Origin of the sequence: Faecalibacterium sp. I2-3-92, from assembly GCF_023347315.1 — a bacterium.
GTDB classification, from domain to species: Bacteria; Bacillota; Clostridia; order Oscillospirales; family Ruminococcaceae; genus Faecalibacterium; species Faecalibacterium duncaniae.
Window position 1 is genome coordinate 1,663,789 of sequence record NZ_CP094470.1, and the last position, 19,204, is coordinate 1,682,992.

The following is a 19,204-nucleotide window of genomic DNA, read 5'->3' on the forward strand; positions in this document are numbered from 1 at the left end:
TAGAATAATGATAATTATACTCTTATATGTATATCTCGGAAAATCATAAAAAACAGGGAGATTTCAAAATGACAGATTATGCACCTGGTATGCGTGCTGTTATTCGTGACGAAGAATGGCTCATTAAAAAAATCGAAACCAACAGCCTTGGTCATCAAGTTTTACAATGTGTTGGCATCACTCCACTGGTGAGGAATCGCGATACCATTTTTCTCACAGATCTCGAACAGATTCAGATTGTAGATCCTGCGAGCATTCAGTTGATTGCCGACTCATCCCCATTTTTCAAACGGTCACTATTGTATTTAGAAAGCCAATGGCGGCAACAGCTTCCCACCGACAGAAATTTGCATATTGGCCACAAAGCAGCTATGGACCCCATGCCTTACCAACTGGACCCAACCAAGCTTTCCTTACAGCGTCCCCGCCAGCGCATCCTGATTGCGGATACTGTCGGCCTTGGCAAAACGCTGGAAGCCGGTATCCTGATGTCGGAGTTGATTGCACGCGGCAAAGGCAAGCGCATTCTGGTCGTCACCGTAAAAAGCATGATGACGCAGTTCCAAAAAGAAATGTGGAATCGCTTTACTATTCCGCTCGTGCGGCTGGATTCCAACCGAATCCAAAAGATCCGCGCCAGTCTGCCCTCCAATTACAATCCCTTCTTTTACTATGATAAAACGATCGTTTCCATTGACACCTTAAAACGCGATGTGGAATACCGTACACACTTGGAAAAAGCATATTGGGACATTATCGTCATTGATGAAGCGCAGAATGTTGCCGAGCGCGGTGACCATCAGGCACAGCGTTCTCGGCTTGCAAAACTGCTGGCCAACCGCAGTGATACCATGATCATGCTGTCGGCCACACCGCACGATGGCCGTGCAAAAAGTTTTGCTTCCCTGATGAACATGTTGGACCCGACTGCCATCGCAGACCCTGAAAACTACACCCCGGAAGACATCAAGGGACTGTGCATCCGCCGTTTCAAAAATGATGTCAAAGATCAGGTTAACGGCTCATTTCTCGAGCGGCAGGTCACATTGGAACATTGTCACGCCTCTGCACAGGAGGAACATGCCTTCGATCTGCTTGCTGAAATGCAGTTGGAAATGGATGCCGGCAAAGCCAAAAATACTGGACGTCTGTTCAAGACGAACTTAGAGAAATCTCTTTTTTCCAGCCCAGCTGCCTGCTGCAAAAGTATCGAGGCACGCCTGAAAAAGCTCTATAAAAAATATACAGTAGATGATATTTCCGATATTCGCTTGTTAGAAGAGTTGCATACTGCTCTGGGACAGGTCACGCCCGAAAACTTCACGCGCTATCAAAAACTGCTGGAACTTTTGCGTAGCGATTCCTACGGATGGAACCCCAAAGATCCCGGTGACCGCGTTGTGATCTTTACCGAGCGCATCGAAACCATGAATTATCTGGCGGAACATCTGCGGACTGATCTGGGGCTGAAGTCCTCTGCGATCCAAGAGATTTCTGGTGGTATGAGCGATGCAGAGCAGCAGCGCATTGTAGAAGATTTCGGCCGCACGGAATCTCCCATCCGCATTCTGGTCGCTTCGGATGTAGCTTCTGAAGGTCTGAATCTTCATTATCTGAGCCACCGCCTGATTCACTTTGATATTCCGTGGTCATTGATGGTATTCCAGCAGCGCAACGGCCGCATCGACCGTTACGGTCAGCAAAAACGCCCTGATATCCGCTATCTGCTCATTGAGAGCAATAACAAACAGATCAAAGGTGATATGCGTATCATCGAGATTCTGATTCAAAAAGAAGAGCAGGCACTGAAAAATATCGGCGATCCTGCCTTACTGTTGGGCAAGTTCAATGTGGAAGAGGAAGAAACGGTGATTGCGGAAGCCATCGAATCCGGTTCCGACGCAGATACATTTGCTCAGAGTCTAGATGCCGATGCGCAGGAATTCAACCCCTTTGAAGCTTTGATGGCCGCTGCCTCAGAAACAGAGGAGACTGCTATTGAGCAGCTTTCAGAAACTGTTTCCGACGAAACATTGTTCACCGATAAGGAATATCTGGAGCAAGCTGTGCAATACCTTAATCAGACTGACAGCAATCCAGTTCAGGAACTGCAAACGGTTTCTGGCCTAGATATCCGGTTAACCCCGGAAATGGAGCGCCGTTTGCGTGCGCTTATACCGGAAGAAGCCATGCCGCAAGGAGAAACACTGCGCCTTTCGGATGACAAAGCCTTCTGCATGGAGCAGATGCGCACCAGCATGCAAAAGAACATGGATGAGGCGGCATGGCCGTCCTCGCAGTATTTGTGGAAGCTGCACCCGATTTTCTCTTGGGTCAATGATAAGGCCGGGCTTTTGTTCAAACGCGCAGAAGCTCCCGTTCTGGGTCTGCCCGGCGTTTTGTATCCCGGTGAAGCGTTGTACATCGTTTCCGGCAGTGTTCCCAACCTGAAATCCACGCCGCTCATCGATGAATGGTTTGGTCTGCTGTATCGGGATGGGCAATTCATTCAGCGACTTTCCATGGAGGAGGTTGTCCAGAAAGCCGGACTGCGTAGCGCGCGTATTCCCAACACAAACTGCATCACGAACCAAAGCATCGTTGCTGCAAGCAGCTTGTTGCACGATGTAGTCACGCAGGCAAAGACCTATCTCACAGAGCGATACCAGCAGTACCAGGCAGAGATGAACCCCAAGCTGGATGCAGAGGTGGATAAGCTGATTGAACTGCAGGAAAAACACAAGGAGTACTATCAGACCACCCTATTTGAACATGAACGTCAACTGCAGGAGCAGGAGCGCCGGGTGGACAAACTGTTTGATGATTTTACGAACTGGGTAAAAGAAACCCTGACGATTCAAAACAACCCATATATTCGTATCGTATCCGTCCTGATGGGGGTATCCGAATGAGCATCGATCTAACCGGTATCACAAATAAAAACGAATATTATACCAACCACTATTTTTCGACCATCTTTGAGGAAAATGCAGGTGAGGCCATCACTGCCTGGGCTCAGGCTGCAAAGTCATCCGAAGAGATCCGCACACCTTGGGCACAGCTGCGACAAAACGCCCGACAGTTCTATCCCTTGCACGACCGCTACGCAGGCGGTGCATTGAATTTGCAGCTTCTGGCTGCGATTCGCACGATGGCAGACCGTTACCTGGCTTCTCTTGGGTATCCAGAAGCTGCCCCGGAACTTGTCCCTGTAGATGCTTCTCTGTCTGTTCCCGTTTATTTGGAAATGAAAAAGAGCAACGGTGCACCACTGCTATGGGTCATGCTCTCTGCTTCCAGAGAATCGGATGCCGGTATTCTGGAAAGCAATGTCTTTGACGGTAACATTGCAGAGGAAGATGCCTTCGGTGCCGTCCACAACGATGACCTGCTGGAACTGAAAAATGAGGATCTTGCCACACAGATTCTGTTCGGTGCCGCAGAGCCGCCGCGTTTTCTTCTGTTTATTTCGCTGAATCAGATTGCACTGATTGACCGGAACAAATGGAGTGAAAAACGCTATTTGCAATTCGAATTAGAAGACATCTTTTCTCGCTTGGAACTCACAACCCTGCAAGCCATGGTCGTCCTACTGCATAAAGATTCCCTCTGCCCGGAAGACGGTTCTATTCTTCTAGATGAGTTAAACGAGCAGAGTCAGAAAAATGCTGCGGGTGTTTCACAGGATTTAAAATATGCCCTGCGTGAATGTATCGAACTTTTGGGCAATGAAGTCCTCCACGACATGCGAACCCGGCAGAAAATTAACCTAGAAGAGCATCCCGTGGATGCCGGACAGCTGACACTGGAGTGCCTGCGCTATATGTACCGGATGCTGTTCATACTGTTCATTGAGGCGCGGCCAGAATTGGGCTATGCTCCCATCCGTGAACTGAGTTATCTGAAAGGTTACTCGTTGGAAAGTCTGCGGGATATCGCCGACGCTGTCCGAGATGATGTGGATGAAGTGAGCGATGGCTATTATCTACATGAAACGCTGGCAAAACTTTATGACCTGATTTATAACGGTTATCCGGAAACGGAAGCCGAATTTCAAAAAGTAACCGGTGCCGACAGTATACACGATGTTTTTTTGATTGCTCCGCTCAAGGCGCATATCTTTGACCCGGAGTACACCAAGTTGATCAATGCTGCCAAACTGCGCAACAGCTGCATGCTGCGTATTATCGACTTAATGAGCCTGACACGTGCCTCCGGCAAACGCAATAGCCGCCGGGGGCGTATTTCCTACGCCAATTTGGGCATCAACCAAATGGGCGCGGTATACGAAGCTCTGCTCTCCTACCGTGGCTTTATCGCACAGCAGGATTTATACGAGGTCAAACGCGCCGGAGTTGACTTCAATGAACTGGATGTCGGCTATTTTGTTTCTGAATCTGATTTGGCACAATATACAGAAGAGGAACGCGTCCGCTATGCGTCTGGCAACAAAAAGGGCAAGTTGCGCATGTATGCCAAAGGCACATTCATCTACCGCTTGGCTGGCCGCGAACGGGAAAAATCCGCTTCTTACTATACGCCGGAAGTTCTAACCAAATGCCTTGTCAAATATGCCCTGAAGGAATTGCTGAAAGACAAATCTGCGGATGACATTCTGCATCTAACCATTTGTGAACCTGCCATGGGCAGCGCAGCATTCTTGAATGAAGCGATCAATCAGCTTGCAGAAGCCTATATTTCTCGTAAAGAGCAGGAAACCGGAGAGATCATCGGCTACGAAGAACGTTTTAACCAGCTGCAAAAGGTCAAAATGTTCATTGCCGACCGCAATGTATACGGCGTTGACCTGAACCCTGTGGCCGTGGAACTGGCCGAGGTTTCTCTGTGGCTGAACACCATTTATCCTAATGGATTTGTGCCGTGGTTCGGTACCCAGCTGGTCAACGGCAATTCCCTGATTGGTGCCCGGCGGCAGTGCTACCGCGTGAGTTCCCTGCAAGCCACCAGCAAAGGTCTGCGCTGGTATGAAAAAGCCCCGGAGCGTGTTCCCCTTGGCACCGAGCGCAAGCGCGGCAAGTTGTCCACACAAATCTATCATTTTCTGTTGGGCGACCCCGGTATGTGCAGTTATACCGACAAAGTCATCAAACAGCTGGAGCCTGCAAAAATCAAGTTTTTGAACACCTGGAACAAGGCATTTACTGCTCCTTACTGTGACGATGATATCGAAACGCTGAAAAAACTCTCCAAGACGATTGACAAGCTCTGGAAAGATCAGATTTCTCTGCGTCAGCAACTGAAGCAGCAGACGCACGACAGCCTGTCTGTGTTCAAATTCAATGATGATGAACCGGACTCCCATACTTCCATCCGCACCAAAGATCAGATGCTGCGCACCATGTACCGTTCCGAGAATGCCAAAAATGCTGGTGCTTATGCTCGTTTAAAATTTGCGATGGATTACTGGTGCGCCCTGTGGTTCTGGCCCATTGACAAGGCTGATCTTTTGCCCAGCCGCAGCGAATTTCTGAATGATATGTACATGATCTTGGTGGGGCTGTACTCCACCAACAGTGATTCCCAGCAGCTTTCCATGCTAGAAGATGCAGACGAAGAAGATACTGACATCCTGCTTCAGGTCAACTTGGACGAACTGTGCGCCCTTTTGCCCCGGCTGAGGCTGGCTCGCACAATAGCACAGCAGAATCACTTTATGCATTGGGAGCTGGAGTTTGCTGATGTATTTGCCGAGCGCGGCGGTTTTGACCTGATGATCGGTAACCCGCCGTGGATCAAGATCGAGTGGAACGAACAGGGCGTGCTGGCGGATGCCAATCCCATGTTTGCTGTAAAAAAACTGACCGCTACCCAGACCACCCATGAACGGCAGACGGCACTGGAAAATGCACATACGCACAGCATGTATTTTGCAGAGTATGAAATGCTTTCCGGCGAACAGAACTTTTTGAACGCCGTGCAGAATTATCCTGCCCTGAAAGGACAGCAGACGAATCTGTTTAAATGTTTTCTTCCACTCTCGTGGGAGAAAACGAATGAAAGCGGCATTGCCGCTTTCGTACACCCTGAGGGCGTCTACGACGACCCGAAGGGTGGTCCACTGATGGTGTCATTCGACACCATCAGTAACCTCTACGATGCTAAAAGCATCGTAGAGTGTTACCAAGGCGAAGCCTCCGCGCCGATTCCAGGCATCAAGGATGCCAATGGCGACTGGAATATTACCGGCCATCCTGACCGTATCATTCATGTTACGCAGCGCGAATTGGAAGTTTTTGCCAAATTGTTTGATGGCAATGATAAGTGGCCGCAGGCACGGCTTCCCGTTTTGCACGTTCGAAGTTTAATTGGAGCCTTAAGTTGCATCGCAAGTCAGACGCAGTACATTTCTGATATAAAAACCGAAATTTTTGGCTCCGAAATGTGGCATGAAACAAATGCACAAAAAGATGGCACTATGGTTCGAAATGTACATTTTCCAGAAAGTCTTACTGATATGATTATTTCCGGACCTCATATTGCAGTTGCAAATCCTTGTTTCAAAACATCTCGAAGCATTTGTCGCCTTAACTCCGATTATGATAATATAGACTTAACTTCGATATCTGATTCATATTTACAACGTTGTAATTATCAGCCATATTGTGCGCCCGAAGAATATGAGGAACGTGCACCACTAACCCCATGGAATTGTAAAAACTATTACAGCTACCGCATTGCTATGCGAAATATGTTTAATCAAGGCGGAGAACGAACCTTAATGTCTGCCATTATTCCGCCGAAAGTCGGCCATGTTCACGCTGTTTACGAACTCGGCTTCAAAAATGATGTTGACACAGCACTAATGAGTGGTCTGATGGAATCTATTCCGTATGATTTCTACATAAAAGCAACCGGAAAGGGCTCTGGAGGCATCGGCGTTTTAGGCGGCCTTCCGATTATCCGCAGTATTTATAGTATCCGTATCATCCTTACCACTTTACTGCTTAATTCGCTCAATGAATATTACGCTCCCCTTTGGAAAAAATGTTGGAATGTTGTCTGGCCTTTCACTACTTGGTCCAAATCCGACCCTCGCCTCTCCCCTGCTCGCTTCACTTCTTTGACCTCGGAGTGGACATGGGACACGCCCTTGCGCACGGACTATGAGCGGCGGCAGGCTCTGGTAGAAATTGATGTACTTACCGCCATGGCACTGGGCATGACCCTGCAGCAGCTCAAGACCATTTACCGCATCCAGTTCCCCGTGCTGCAAAGCTATGAGGCCGATACATGGTACGATGCCAATGGCCGCATTACATTTACCAACAACCGCAGCCTGACCGGTGTAGGCTTCACCCGCCCGGAGTGGGAAAATGCCGGTGCTGTGCAGCCAATCAAGCGCGGCGATGCTCCGTGGGACGGTATTATGAAGCATGCTCCGGCCGGTTATGTGTTTGCCCGTACCATTACGGATGACACCATGCCTGGCGGCCCGGTACAGCGCACCATTGAGTATGCAGCACCCTTTGACCGCTGTGACCGGGAGCAGGATTATGAAACCGCGTGGAAGTTCTTTGAGGAAAAGTATAAAGAATAATAGGCCTATAATTTGATTGGAGGCATCAAGTTGTCCAAGAAAAAAGAGTGTTCCAACCTTGAAACACGCACTATGAATGTCACCATGTCCCAAGATGACTTCAAAAAATTAGATAGCGGTGAACTGCGCTCCAATCATGGACTCCGCGATAGTTCTGGTCATATTAAGGCTTCTCTTGATATTTCTTATATTTCAGAAAATGAACTTCCTCAACGTGAGGTAGTCCGCACGGAAACCGTATATAAAGAGTCTCCTGTCCCATCCCCCACGGCGCAGGCTCTTACTGGAACCACAATGGAAATTTTGGGCGACATCCTTAGCGACCCAGAAGTTAAAAAGTCCATTTCTGACCTTATTCACGTACTCTGGCACTATAAGGTACAACCAAAAATTCAAGATACTATTGATAGAATCAAAGGCATCTCACAACCGCAACCCCCTCGCTCTGAACAAGTTTTTCAAACAAAAGCAGAACAAATTCTATCTTCACAAACTATTGTTCCGGATTCAAAAGATACTTCATTTGAGCCTATTCCTGTCACAAATGAACAGGCTGCATTTTTGTTAGCCAAGACTAAAGAATCCGCATCCGAATTAACCCGATTGATTTATCTTCTTTCCAATATCGTAGTCAAGGATGATATAACAGCCGAAGAATACAGTCTGGAGCAATCTTATATTAAAGAGTTGCTCAGTGAATCCTCTGTGTCAACGATGACTTTTCTTCTTCAAAATCGTCAACTTGGTATTATTGACGATAAAACCGCACTTCTTTTTTCTGATGTTCTTGAGGGATATGTCGGTGACGGTCAACAGCGCATTCCTCTCTCCATCGACAAGATATCCAATCAATAATTATAGGAGTATATTGCGATATGTTACCCTCAATTCTTGCCAGCCAACTCGAAAAAGGCATTGGTGATTACATCGAAACTACATTTCCCATGAGCAACGCTCCCTTCAAAGGTTCCGTTGCAGAAATGCTTGCTCAGAAAGGCTCTGTTTATCATGAACCTTATCTTGCCGTGCGTCTGCCCTTCCGTGTTGCAAAGGAAATGCCAACCTGCTTTGAGGCAATTCACCCTGCATATCTTCCCTATGTTCATCAGCAAAAAGCGTTTGAACGACTGACTGGCAATGACGGCCGTTCTACACTGATTGCAACCGGCACAGGCTCCGGCAAAACTGAATGCTTCTTGTACCCCATTCTGGAATACTGTTACCAGCACCGTGGGGAGTCTGGCATCAAGGCGCTGATCATCTATCCTATGAATGCCCTTGCCACCGATCAGTCCAAGCGAATTGCAGAACTGATTCATAACAGTCCCGAACTGCGCGGCAATGTAACTGCCGGTATGTATGTTGGCGGTCTGGAACGCACTCCGTCCCGCACCATGAGTGAGCATGGCATCATTACTGACCACGAGACTCTGTTGAACAGTCCGCCGGATATCCTGCTGACCAACTATAAAATGCTGGACTATCTGCTTGTGCGCCCCAAAGATGCCCTGCTTTGGAAGCAGAATAATCCAGAAACGCTAAAGTACATTGCAGTGGATGAGCTGCATACCTTTGATGGTGCACAAGGCACCGACCTTGCCTGCCTGCTGCGCCGTCTCAAGCGCCGCCTTGGTATCTATGATGGGTACCTCTGCTGCATTGGCACCTCTGCTACCATGGGTTCCAAGGAAAATAACGGTGCCATCCTGAATTATGCCGAGGAGATCTTTGGTGAGCCATTTGAACGAGATGCCGTCATCACCGAGGATCGGCTCAGTGCCGATGAGTTTTTTGCTGGACAGTCGACCTCATTCTTTGCCTTGCCTTCCGCAGATCAGACTGCACAGCTGGTAGCTCTTGCCGAAGAGGACGATCCTTCCGCCTATCTTCAGTGCGCGGTAAAGGCATGGTTCCCGGATTTTTCGCAGGACGTTCTATCCGACAGTGGCCGCATTGAACTGGGCCGGGTTCTTCTGCAGCATGTATTCCTACAGTCTGTTCTACACCTAACGGAGGGCAATTACTATCAGGTTTCCCGCATTGTGGAAGCGTTGGCACCACATTATCCGGCACTGAATGAATTATCCGATGCTTCTGCCGCGCTCAACTCGCTCTTTGCACTGGTTTCTCATGCGCGCACCGGTAAGCCGCGAAAATTACGCCCGTTCCTGAATGTACAGGTGCAGCTTTGGATCCGGGAACTGCGGCGCATCGTTGCCAAGGTCGATGCGGAGCACATCACTTATAAAATTGCGCATGATCTGAACCGACAGCAGGCCAAACAGCACCTGCCCGTTGTCAACTGCCGTGACTGCGGCATCACCGGCTGGGTCACGATCCTGAACGAGCGTCAGAACGCCACCATTGTCAATCTTGAAGCGTTTTACAACCAATATTTTAAAGCAGATGAAAAAGTCGTGATGCTTTTCCCTCATCCGCATGAAAATGTTCCCACCGGAATGCTGCCTGCACGCATCTGTCCAGACTGCCTGCAGGTAAAACTGGGGATCGACGGCAGCAGCGAATGTGCCAGCTGCGGCACCCGCATGGTGGACATTCTGATTCCCAGTCCGATTCGGACAACCGGCCCGAAGCAGCATAAGCAGTACATCTGCCCCTGCTGCGGCAGCCGCCGGGGACTTTCTCTGATGGGTGTACGCAGTGCCACGGAGATCAGTGCCAGTATTTCTCAAATGTTCGCTTCCCGCTTCAACGATGATAAAAAGACGCTTGCCTTTTCCGATAATGTGCAGGATGCTGCTCATCGCGCTGGATTTTTCAATTCCCGCACCTGGCGGTTTGGTCTGCGCACGGCAATTCAGCGTTATTGCGCAGAATGTGGTTCAGGTCAAAGCCTTGCTGATTTTCAGGCCGGGTTTGTGGATTACTGGCACCTGCACATGACCGATGAAGAATTTGTCAGCTTTTTTATTCCGCCCAATCTAACCTGGAAGCGTGCATACGAAGAAATGACGCAAAATCGTAAGCTCAGTGATGACAAGCAGGCGCATATTTTGATGCATGAGATTGAGCAGCGCATCCAGTATGAAATCATGCTGGAATATGGTCTTACCAGTAAAATTGGACGCACTCTGGAACGGTCGGCTTGCTCGGTTCTTTCCTTTTCTCCTGAGGATATTGAGCAGATTGCTGCAGCAGTCCAGCTGCGTGTTGTTAACGAACTGGGTATCATGTCTCGGGAAGACCGCATAATCTTTCAGCGCATGGTCATCGGTTGGCTGAATCTACTCCGGTGCAATGGTGCTTTTAAAGATGTTGTTTTTGATGAGTACACCATCAATGATGGCAAAAGCTATATGCTTTCAAACGACCGCAATCGCTGGCTGCCCGGTCAACAATCCGGGCGTAATATTCCTCGTTTTATAGCTGAATACCTTGGAAAAAGCCATCCTACTTCTGAGTTTGATTTACCATCTTCGCGCCGTTACACAGACTGGATTGCTTTCTGCTGCACAGAATCAATTCTTGACGAGCTCAATTTCCGTGCTATCAGCAAGCTGATTCTGGAAGAATCTGTGAAGAACGGCATTGTCGTATCTGTGCCTTCTTCCGCAAACTATAAAGTCTATGGCCTGAACAAGAGCCGTGTCTTCCTTACAAACGATGTTATCCAGCTGCGCTGCGAACATTGCGGTGCGGTGTATTCGTTTTCTGCCGAAAGCCTGCCGCTGTGGGAAAATGCGCCCTGTCCTCGGTCTGCCTGTGGCGGTAAACTTGTCGAATATAAATCATCCGGCATCAATTACTATGGCCGACTTTACAGCACCGGCGATCTGGCGCGCATCAATGCACGGGAGCATACTGGCCTGCTGGAACGCCCAGATCGTGAGCAACTGGAGAAGGATTTTAAGCGTAGCAAGGAAAATCGTTCCAACTGGGACCCCAATGTTCTCTCCTGTACCCCCACTTTGGAAATGGGTATTGATATTGGTGACCTTTCCACGGTCATCCTGTGCAGTATGCCGCCTGCACAAAGTCAGTTTCTGCAGCGTGTTGGCCGTGCCGGACGCAAAGACGGCAATGCTCTGACCTTGGCAATTGCAAATGCGCGGCCACATGACCTCTATTTTTACGCAGATCCTTTAGAGATGATCTCCGGTTCGGTCACACCACCAAAAATCTTCCTGCGCGCTTCCGCTGTATTGGAACGGCAGTTCATGGCTTTTTGCATGGATTCTTGGGTGCGGAAAGGCATTCCTGATGATGCTATCCCCGATAAGGTCGGTATTATTCTGAAGAAACTGGATGCGCGGCCTTCCGATATGTTCCCTTTCAATTTTCTCAACTACGTGCAGAGTACACTTTCCCGGCAGATCAACTCTTTTGTCCAGATGTTTTCCGCTTATCTGGACGAAAGCTCCAAGGAAGAGCTGCAAATATTTGCCCGCGGCACTGGAACCACAGAAAGTTCCATGCACATTAAAATTCTGGATGCCTTTGAAAGTTTGAAGAAGCAGCAAAACAGCCTGCACAACAGCGTAAATTCCCTGAAGGTCATGATCCAGCAGCTGGAAAACAAGCCCAAAGACAGTTCTTACGACGAAGAGATCAAGGAACTAAAGGGCGAGGAAGCGGCTCTATTGACCGTTTTGCAGGAGATCAGCAAAAAGAACGTTTTCAACTTCTTGTCCGATGAGGGATTGCTGCCCAACTATGCTTTTCCGGAGGCTGGGATCATTCTGCGGGCGGTTCTCTACCGAAAGTCCGATGAGGAACTTCCGTCTGCCCGAAAAAAATATGAAAAGCTCGTCTATGAATACAACCGCTCCGCTTCCTCTGCCCTCAGTGAGTTTGCACCGAGCAACAGTTTCTATGTGGATGGTCGCAAACTGACGATCGATCAGGTAGACCTGACAACTGCTCAGAGTGCCCTTTGGCGTCTGTGTCCAAACTGCTCTCATGCGCAGCTTGAAACAGCTGGCCGGAACACAGCAGCCTGTCCTCAATGCGGAAGCCCCGCTTGGGCCGATTCCGGTCAGATGCGCAACATGCTGAAAGTGCAGATGGTCTACTCTAACATGGACTACGCCAAGAGCTTGATTAGTGATGAAAGCGACGACCGCTCTAATATCTTTTATTGCAAGCAGCTCCTTGTAGACGTAGATGAGGACCATGACATCTCCTGTGCCTATCGCATGGACAATGAGGAATTTCCCTTTGGTTACGAATTTGTCCGTAAAGCAACGCTGCGGGAGATCAACTTTGGCGAGAGTGACCTGACAGGTGAAAAGTTATCGATTTCTGGTGTCGAGGAAGTGCGCAAAGGGTTCCGGATCTGCAAATATTGTGGTAAGATTCAGACTGACAGCAAGCCGAATAACCACAGCTATTCCTGTAAGACACGCAAAATCCCTGCGCTCTCACAGGCCGATGCCTATGAAGAATGTCTGTTTCTGTATCGTGAATTCAGCACAGAGGTTCTCCGACTTCTGATTCCCGCTACGACGATGAACTCTTCTTCCGTCCGGATGGAATCCTTTGTTGCGGCCTTCATGCTTGGTATGAAAGAATATTTTGGCAATGTCGATCACCTCCGGGCTGCTGTCAGCGAAGTACCCGTCCCGGATGCCGACTATCGCAAACAGTATCTCGTGATCTACGATTCGGTTCCCGGCGGCACGGGATATCTGAAGCAGTTGATGCATGAAAAAGATTCTTTGATTCAGATTTTTGAAAAAGCCCTTCATGTTATGGAAACCTGCTCCTGCAAAGACGATCCGCAGAAGGACGGCTGCTATCATTGCCTATATGCGTATCGCCAGAGCCAGCAGATCGGTAATATTTCGCGTGCAACTGCCATTCGGCTGTTGAAAACGATTCTTTCCGGTAAAGACCATATCCAAAAAATCGATATGATCAGCAGTATTCCTGTAAACCCGCTGTTTGAAAGCGAATTGGAATCGCGCTTTTGGGAAGCGATCCGTCTAAAAGTTGGTGCTGCAAATATCAGTGACACCGTAAGAAACGGAAAACACAGTTATTATCTCAAACTGAAGCACTCTGCTTGGGAACTTGAACCTCAGGTTTCACTGGGTCCAAGCAACGGTGTATCCGTTCCCTGTAAACCAGATTTTGTGTTCTGGCCTGTAGCCGCGCCCGGACACAAGCCCCTAGCGGTGTTTACGGACGGCTTCCTATATCACAAGGATATCGTTTCCGATGACACCATCAAACGTGAAGCACTCCGCCGCAGTGGGCAGTTCCGGGTCTGGTCCCTGAGTTTTAAGGATGTTCAGAACGTTTTTATCCCGCAGGGGGATTACGCCACTTCTGTTTTAGCGGTCGAAAAAATGCCGCTCGGCAAGGTGATGTACCGTTCCGAAGTACGAAAGCTCCATGCAGAGGTACTTGATCCTGCAAAGCTTTCTGCGTTTGACCTCTTGATTGCCTACCTGAATCTGCCGGATGCCGAAACGATCTTCCACGCACAGGCACACGCTTATGCACTTTCTCTGCTGTATCCGGCATTCATCAAGAACAATGCGGCATTCGATCAATGGCATCAGGTCTTTCAGGATGTGAACGATCAATTGCATTTTACAGATTCCAGTTTCCGCTTTGGGCTGACCGCTTATGGAGCGTGGGTCCCTCGTGCTGTAAATTCTCATCTGGCTCTCTATGCAGGCATTTCCGCTGCATCCATGAAAGCAGATGGTGCTGTTACCGTCTTTGCCGTCCTGAACGATGACAAGAACAGCCGCACAGATAAATACGAACCGGAGTGGAACGGTTTCTGGCAGTTTTTCAATCTGATGCAATTTGCCTCAGAATTTGCTGCCGTTTCTTCTACCGGGCTCAGGCGCATGGACTATCTCGCACTTCCCGTTTCCCAGAGCAGCTGTTCTTCGGCGGAAGCCTCTTCCACACCCGATTCCGGATGGAATTCCATCGGTGAATTGCTATTTGACGAAGATGCGAAAGCATTCGCTGCCTTGGCACAGAAAAGCGGTATCCCAGCACCTGCTGAAGATTTCATTGGATTTGAGGCAGCTGGTGCAGATGGAAATGTCATCGCAACGATTGAAATTGCTTGGCCGGACAAGAAATTGGGATTTATGACTTTTGAACAGTCCATTGATCGAGAAAAGATGGAGCATCTCGGCTGGAAAATATACACCGCAGCCGATCTATCTGGTCTTGATTTAAGCAATCTATTGGGAGGAAAGAACGTATGACAACTGCAAAAGTCGCAATTTCCGCTGATTTTTTGACGGCCTTTGCACACCTTCCCCGTCAGGTGCAGGGCAAAGTTACCGAACTTGTCAACAAATTCCGGAATGACCCTGCTTCGCCGGGAATTCACTACGAAAAGATAAACTCTTGTATCGATAAAAAAATATATTCCATTCGTATCGATGATGCCTACCGCGGCATTGTCGTTCGTCAATCCGAAGTTTATCTGCTTTTATGGGTCGATCATCACGATGAGGCCTACCAGTGGGCCGCCCGAAAACGCTGTGAAGTAAACCCGAACACCGGTTCACTTCAGGTTTTTGATGTACAAACGGTTTCCGAACCGATCGCAGCACACAGTCAGCCGCTTCTGTTTTCTGCTTTCAAAGACGCGGATCTGCTTCGGCTGAGTGTTCCTGAAGCGCTGCTGCCTTATGTCCGCAGCTTTGAAACAAAAGAACAGTTTTATCAGGCGCGATCTTCCTTCCCGGCAGATGCATACGAATATCTCGCCTGGCTTGCAGAAGGCTTTTCCATGGAAGAAGTTCTGGAACTTGCTAACGAAGAATGCAATACCTCTCCCGCAGCACAGGATTTGTCGGCAGCATTGGAACAGCCCATTACCATGCGGTCCTTTGTCGTCGTGGAAGGGGAAGACGAACTGCGCCGCATCATGGCTGCACCGCTTGAAAAATGGCGTGTTTTTTTACATCCGGCTCAGCGAAATCTGACGCAGAAAAATTACTCTGGCCCTGTTCGTGTTCTGGGTGGTGCAGGAACGGGAAAAACGGTTGTCGCTCTGCACCGCGCTAAATATCTGGCATCTCAATGCACCGGGCAGCAGCGTATTCTTTTTACGACCTATACGGCGAACCTCGCCGCAGATATTCAGGAAAATCTCCGCAAGATCTGCTCGATCGAGGAACTACGCAAAATTGAAGTCATTCATCTTGACGCATGGGTCAGCCGCTTTATGCGCGAGTCCGGCTTTTCTTTCCAGATCGGCTACGATGACGCCTTGGCTCCTATATGGGAAAAGGCGCTCTTTCTTGCAAACACGGAACTGCCTTACGACGTTTCTTTTTATCAGGAAGAATGGAATCGGGTCGTGATTTCACAGGAGGCGATTACGCGTGACCAATATCTGAAAGCCTCCCGAAACGGCCGCGGCACACGGCTGGACCGCAGAAAGAGGCTTCTTGTATGGCAGGTTCTGGACAACTACCAAAATCTGATGAAAGAGCATCAGATTCGCGACATCAATACTGCCATGTATGAGTGCACAAAACTTTTACAGGGCAGCAGTGTAAAATCGCAGTATGCCCATATCATTGTAGACGAAGGACAGGATCTAAGCGATAACGCATATCGCCTGATTCGTGCTCTGGCCGGCCCGGAACACGCAAACGATCTTTTTATCGTGGGTGATGCGCATCAGAGGATCTATCGGAATCGGCCTATCTTATCGAAATGCGGTATCAATGTCCGCGGCCGAAGCAGTATTTTAAAGATCAACTATCGCACCACAGAGGAGATTCGGCATAGTGCATTCTCCTTCTTAGAGGACCTCTCTTTTGACGATTTGGATGAAAGTACCGATAGCGGAACCCAATGCCAATCTTTGACCCACGGAGAACCTCCTATCATTCGGAATTTCCCGGATGCAAACGCAGAATTCAACTTCATTTATACTGAAATCCGGAAGCTACAAAATTCTGGTATTTTGCTAAAGGAGATTTGCATCGTTGCGCGTACAAAGAACCTTACAAACGATTATCTGTCCCTGCTGACAAAGGCCAGCATCCGTTCTTACGCAATCAAACGGAATCAACCTGACAATCGAAACTTTGATGGAATTCGTGTCGCAACCATGCATCGTGTGAAGGGGCTCGAATTCAAATACGTCTTTATTGCTGCCCTCAATCACCGCGTTGTTCCTCTAGCTGCTGCCATCAATCACATGGATCCAATCTCCGAAAAAGAATCCATCACATCCGAAAAATGTCTGCTTTATGTGGCTATGACACGCGCGCAAAAGGGAGTTTACATCACAAGCTATGGTACTTGCTCTCAGTTCCTACATCAATCTGACTGAAATACTTTCTATATGTAATTCCTCTACTTCTTTTTGTTGAATTTTTGGCCTACCCATGGTAATATTGAATTACCATTACAAGGAGGATTTCCTATGAAACTCACAAGCCTCTATGTGCATGACTTCAAGGGCTATAGAGAACATCAATTTGATTTGCTGGGAAAAAGCACCGTCCTTTTCGGTGTAAACGGTGCTGGCAAATCAACCGTTCTGACAGCCATTAATTATTTAATGTGGCCAGTTTTGAACCGTTTAAGCAACACTCAGGGAATTGCTTTCCGCTCCTTAAATACAGAATCTGTTCATGCTGGCTTTGGAATGATGAACCTTGGTGCTGATTTCAGCCTGGCTGGTGAAACCTTGTCTTTAAGAAAAGATTATATTAAAGCCAAGCCCGGAAAAGCTCCACGAGTAATTCCATACAAGGATTTATACGATTCTTTTGTTGAAAAATTTACAGCAACTTATCTCTCTGAGGGATCAGAAAACAATATGCCCATTTTCGTCAATTATGGAACCAATCGTTCCGTCCTTGACATTCCTCTTAGAATTCGTACCAATCATGAATTTTCGCAGCTGGCAGCTTTAGAGCGAGCCAGCGAGAATGAATTGGATTTTCGTTCCTTTTTTGAGTGGTTTCGCAATCAGGAAGACATCGAAAACGAAACAAAAACAGAAACCAAAAATTTCGATTATGAGGATGTTTCTTTAGGGTGTGTCCGCACAGCTGTCTGTTCTATGTTGGATAATGTCTCCGACCTAAAAGTTAAACGTAGTCCCCTGCGCATGACAGTCAAGAAGAATGGTCTAGAAATGCGCGTTGATAATCTTTCTGATGGTGAGAAATGTACCCTCGCTCTCTTTGGTGACTTAGCTCGTCGTATTGCTCTGGCTAACCCTTCTCGCAGCAATCCACTTGAGGGAGAAGGTATTGTACTCATCGATGAGATTGAACTTCATATGCACCCTTCTTGGCAGCGAAAAATTCTCGGTGCATTAAAAAGTACTTTTCCGAACATTCAATTTATCATCACAACGCATTCTCCTCAAGTAATAAGCGAAGTAGATGACAGTTACAATCTTTTCGGTCTGAAGCAGGAAAATGACGATGTAATCGTTAAACCCTATAATGTGCATGGATGGGATACCAACGGAATTCTGCATAGCGTAATGCATACCACTGAGCGTCCCGAAAATGTTGTAAGAGCATTTGAAGCATTCGATAGCGCCATCGAATGTAACCTTGAAGAAGCATCTAAAATTCTTCAGTATCTGAAAGAAACTGTTGATCCCAACGATCCAAAGTTGACAGAGTGTGAAGTTCGTTTCGATTTGGAGAATCGCTGAGGATTAACTATGATTAAAATCAATAAAGGTATTGAGCCTGTAGAGCTTACGAAATACAAACAACAGCCTAATGCATCCTACCGAGATATGCATGGTGCTCCCTCAGGAAAAAGTAATTCCGATGGAACTCCCATCGATGTTTATACTATAGTTCTGAATCGTCTAATTCAGGAACAAGGGTGTATTTGTGCTTATTGCATGTGTCGAATTCCAGAAAAAGGAAAGAAAGCAACGATTGAGCATATTGACCCACAGAGTGCCACTTCTGAAGAGAAAGCCTTAGATTATCGGAACATGCTTGCTGTATGTAATGGAAATCGTGATGCTCACAATGACAAAGAAAAATCCTGCGATGCACATCGCAAAAATGCTCCTTTAAGCGTCAATCCATTAAAATCAGATACATTATCTTCTCTCAAATATCTATCCAATGGCGAAATAACTGCCTCTGACGATGCTATTAAGAAAGACCTCTGTGATACTCTCAATCTAAACTGCTCAGAAAGACGCATCCCGGAAAACAGAAAGGCCGCCTTAACTGCATACCTTCGGGTCTTTGTCGCCAAACATCCCACCGGCGATATTAAAGAATCTTGCCGACGGGAGTTAGAAAAATATCAACAGGAATCCCCCAAAATGCCATACGTTGGTATTATTTTGGATTGGCTTACTCGCCATACCCAATAGTATACCTCTTACATCTCTTATTGAGCATTGGGGCAGTGGTATTCCGTGCATCATGGGAAAAGTCAAAGCCTATGGTCTTCGAGATCCAGAATTTATCGGCGGTGAAGTTGATTTGCGTATCAATATCTATCATAACCAACTGAATGCCGCCAGTGCTGCTCAGGACATTCCTCAGCATATGTGAGTGCCGACAAACAATGAGCAGTGCCGAGAAAGTGCCGACAAATGAACAAAAGCGGCAAATTTACAACTATGTCCTCGAAAACCCATCCATTACAACTACCCAAGCTGCTACTTTGTTAAACATCGGGCAGCGTCGCGCA

Annotated in this window: 8 protein-coding genes; all 8 read left to right on the forward strand. The window is 47.8% G+C overall.

Translation table 11 applies throughout. The features are described 5' to 3' along the window. The first annotated feature begins 68 nt into the window (after positions 1-68). The 8 genes from MTP42_RS08070 to MTP42_RS14620 all read left to right on the forward strand — a co-directional run bounded on the left by MTP42_RS08070 (position 69) and on the right by MTP42_RS14620 (position 19,065). Positions 69-2,912, forward strand: a complete 2,844-nt coding sequence (locus tag MTP42_RS08070) for a DEAD/DEAH box helicase (protein WP_249257092.1) — start codon at positions 69-71, stop codon at positions 2,910-2,912. Then, positions 2,909-7,558, forward strand: a complete 4,650-nt coding sequence (locus MTP42_RS08075; RefSeq protein WP_249257093.1) for an Eco57I restriction-modification methylase domain-containing protein — start codon at positions 2,909-2,911, stop codon at positions 7,556-7,558. The genes MTP42_RS08070 and MTP42_RS08075 overlap by 4 nt, the downstream gene beginning before the upstream one ends. 72 nt (positions 7,559-7,630) lie before the next feature. Next, a complete protein-coding gene (locus MTP42_RS08080) occupies positions 7,631-8,413 on the forward strand; it encodes a hypothetical protein (RefSeq protein WP_249257094.1) in 783 nt (260 codons plus the stop codon). 20 nt (positions 8,414-8,433) lie between these two features. After that, the gene (locus MTP42_RS08085; RefSeq protein WP_156065880.1) at positions 8,434-14,754 is read left to right on the forward strand and encodes a DEAD/DEAH box helicase; all 6,321 of its coding nucleotides are present in this window, start codon (positions 8,434-8,436) and stop codon (positions 14,752-14,754) included. Further along, positions 14,751-16,847 carry a UvrD-helicase domain-containing protein gene (locus tag MTP42_RS08090; RefSeq protein ID WP_249257095.1) on the forward strand — a complete coding sequence of 699 codons (2,097 nt, stop codon included), beginning with the start codon at positions 14,751-14,753 and terminating at the stop codon, positions 16,845-16,847. Before MTP42_RS08085 ends, MTP42_RS08090 begins: the two co-directional genes overlap by 4 nt. A 93-nt stretch (positions 16,848-16,940) precedes the next feature. Then, positions 16,941-18,194: an AAA family ATPase gene (locus MTP42_RS08095; protein ID WP_005936130.1), complete on the forward strand. Its 1,254-nt coding sequence runs from the start codon at positions 16,941-16,943 to the stop codon at positions 18,192-18,194. Positions 18,195-18,203: 9 nt separating this feature from the next. Next, complete coding sequence (locus MTP42_RS08100) at positions 18,204-18,881, forward strand: retron system putative HNH endonuclease (protein WP_156065884.1); 678 nt, start codon at positions 18,204-18,206, stop codon at positions 18,879-18,881. A gap of 52 nt (positions 18,882-18,933) precedes the next feature. Continuing rightward, complete coding sequence (locus MTP42_RS14620) at positions 18,934-19,065, forward strand: hypothetical protein (protein WP_255568881.1); 132 nt, start codon at positions 18,934-18,936, stop codon at positions 19,063-19,065. Positions 19,066-19,204 lie beyond the last annotated feature (139 nt).

Coding starts and splice junctions, on each gene's coding strand:
- MTP42_RS08095 (WP_005936130.1), top strand. CDS start 16,941: ATGAAACTCACAAGCCTCTATGTGCATGACTTCAAGGGCTATAGAGAA.
- MTP42_RS08085 (WP_156065880.1), top strand. CDS start 8,434: ATGTTACCCTCAATTCTTGCCAGCCAACTCGAAAAAGGCATTGGTGAT.
- MTP42_RS14620 (WP_255568881.1), top strand. CDS start 18,934: ATGGGAAAAGTCAAAGCCTATGGTCTTCGAGATCCAGAATTTATCGGC.
- MTP42_RS08100 (WP_156065884.1), top strand. CDS start 18,204: ATGATTAAAATCAATAAAGGTATTGAGCCTGTAGAGCTTACGAAATAC.
- MTP42_RS08090 (WP_249257095.1), top strand. CDS start 14,751: ATGACAACTGCAAAAGTCGCAATTTCCGCTGATTTTTTGACGGCCTTT.
- MTP42_RS08080 (WP_249257094.1), top strand. CDS start 7,631: ATGAATGTCACCATGTCCCAAGATGACTTCAAAAAATTAGATAGCGGT.
- MTP42_RS08070 (WP_249257092.1), top strand. CDS start 69: ATGACAGATTATGCACCTGGTATGCGTGCTGTTATTCGTGACGAAGAA.
- MTP42_RS08075 (WP_249257093.1), top strand. CDS start 2,909: ATGAGCATCGATCTAACCGGTATCACAAATAAAAACGAATATTATACC.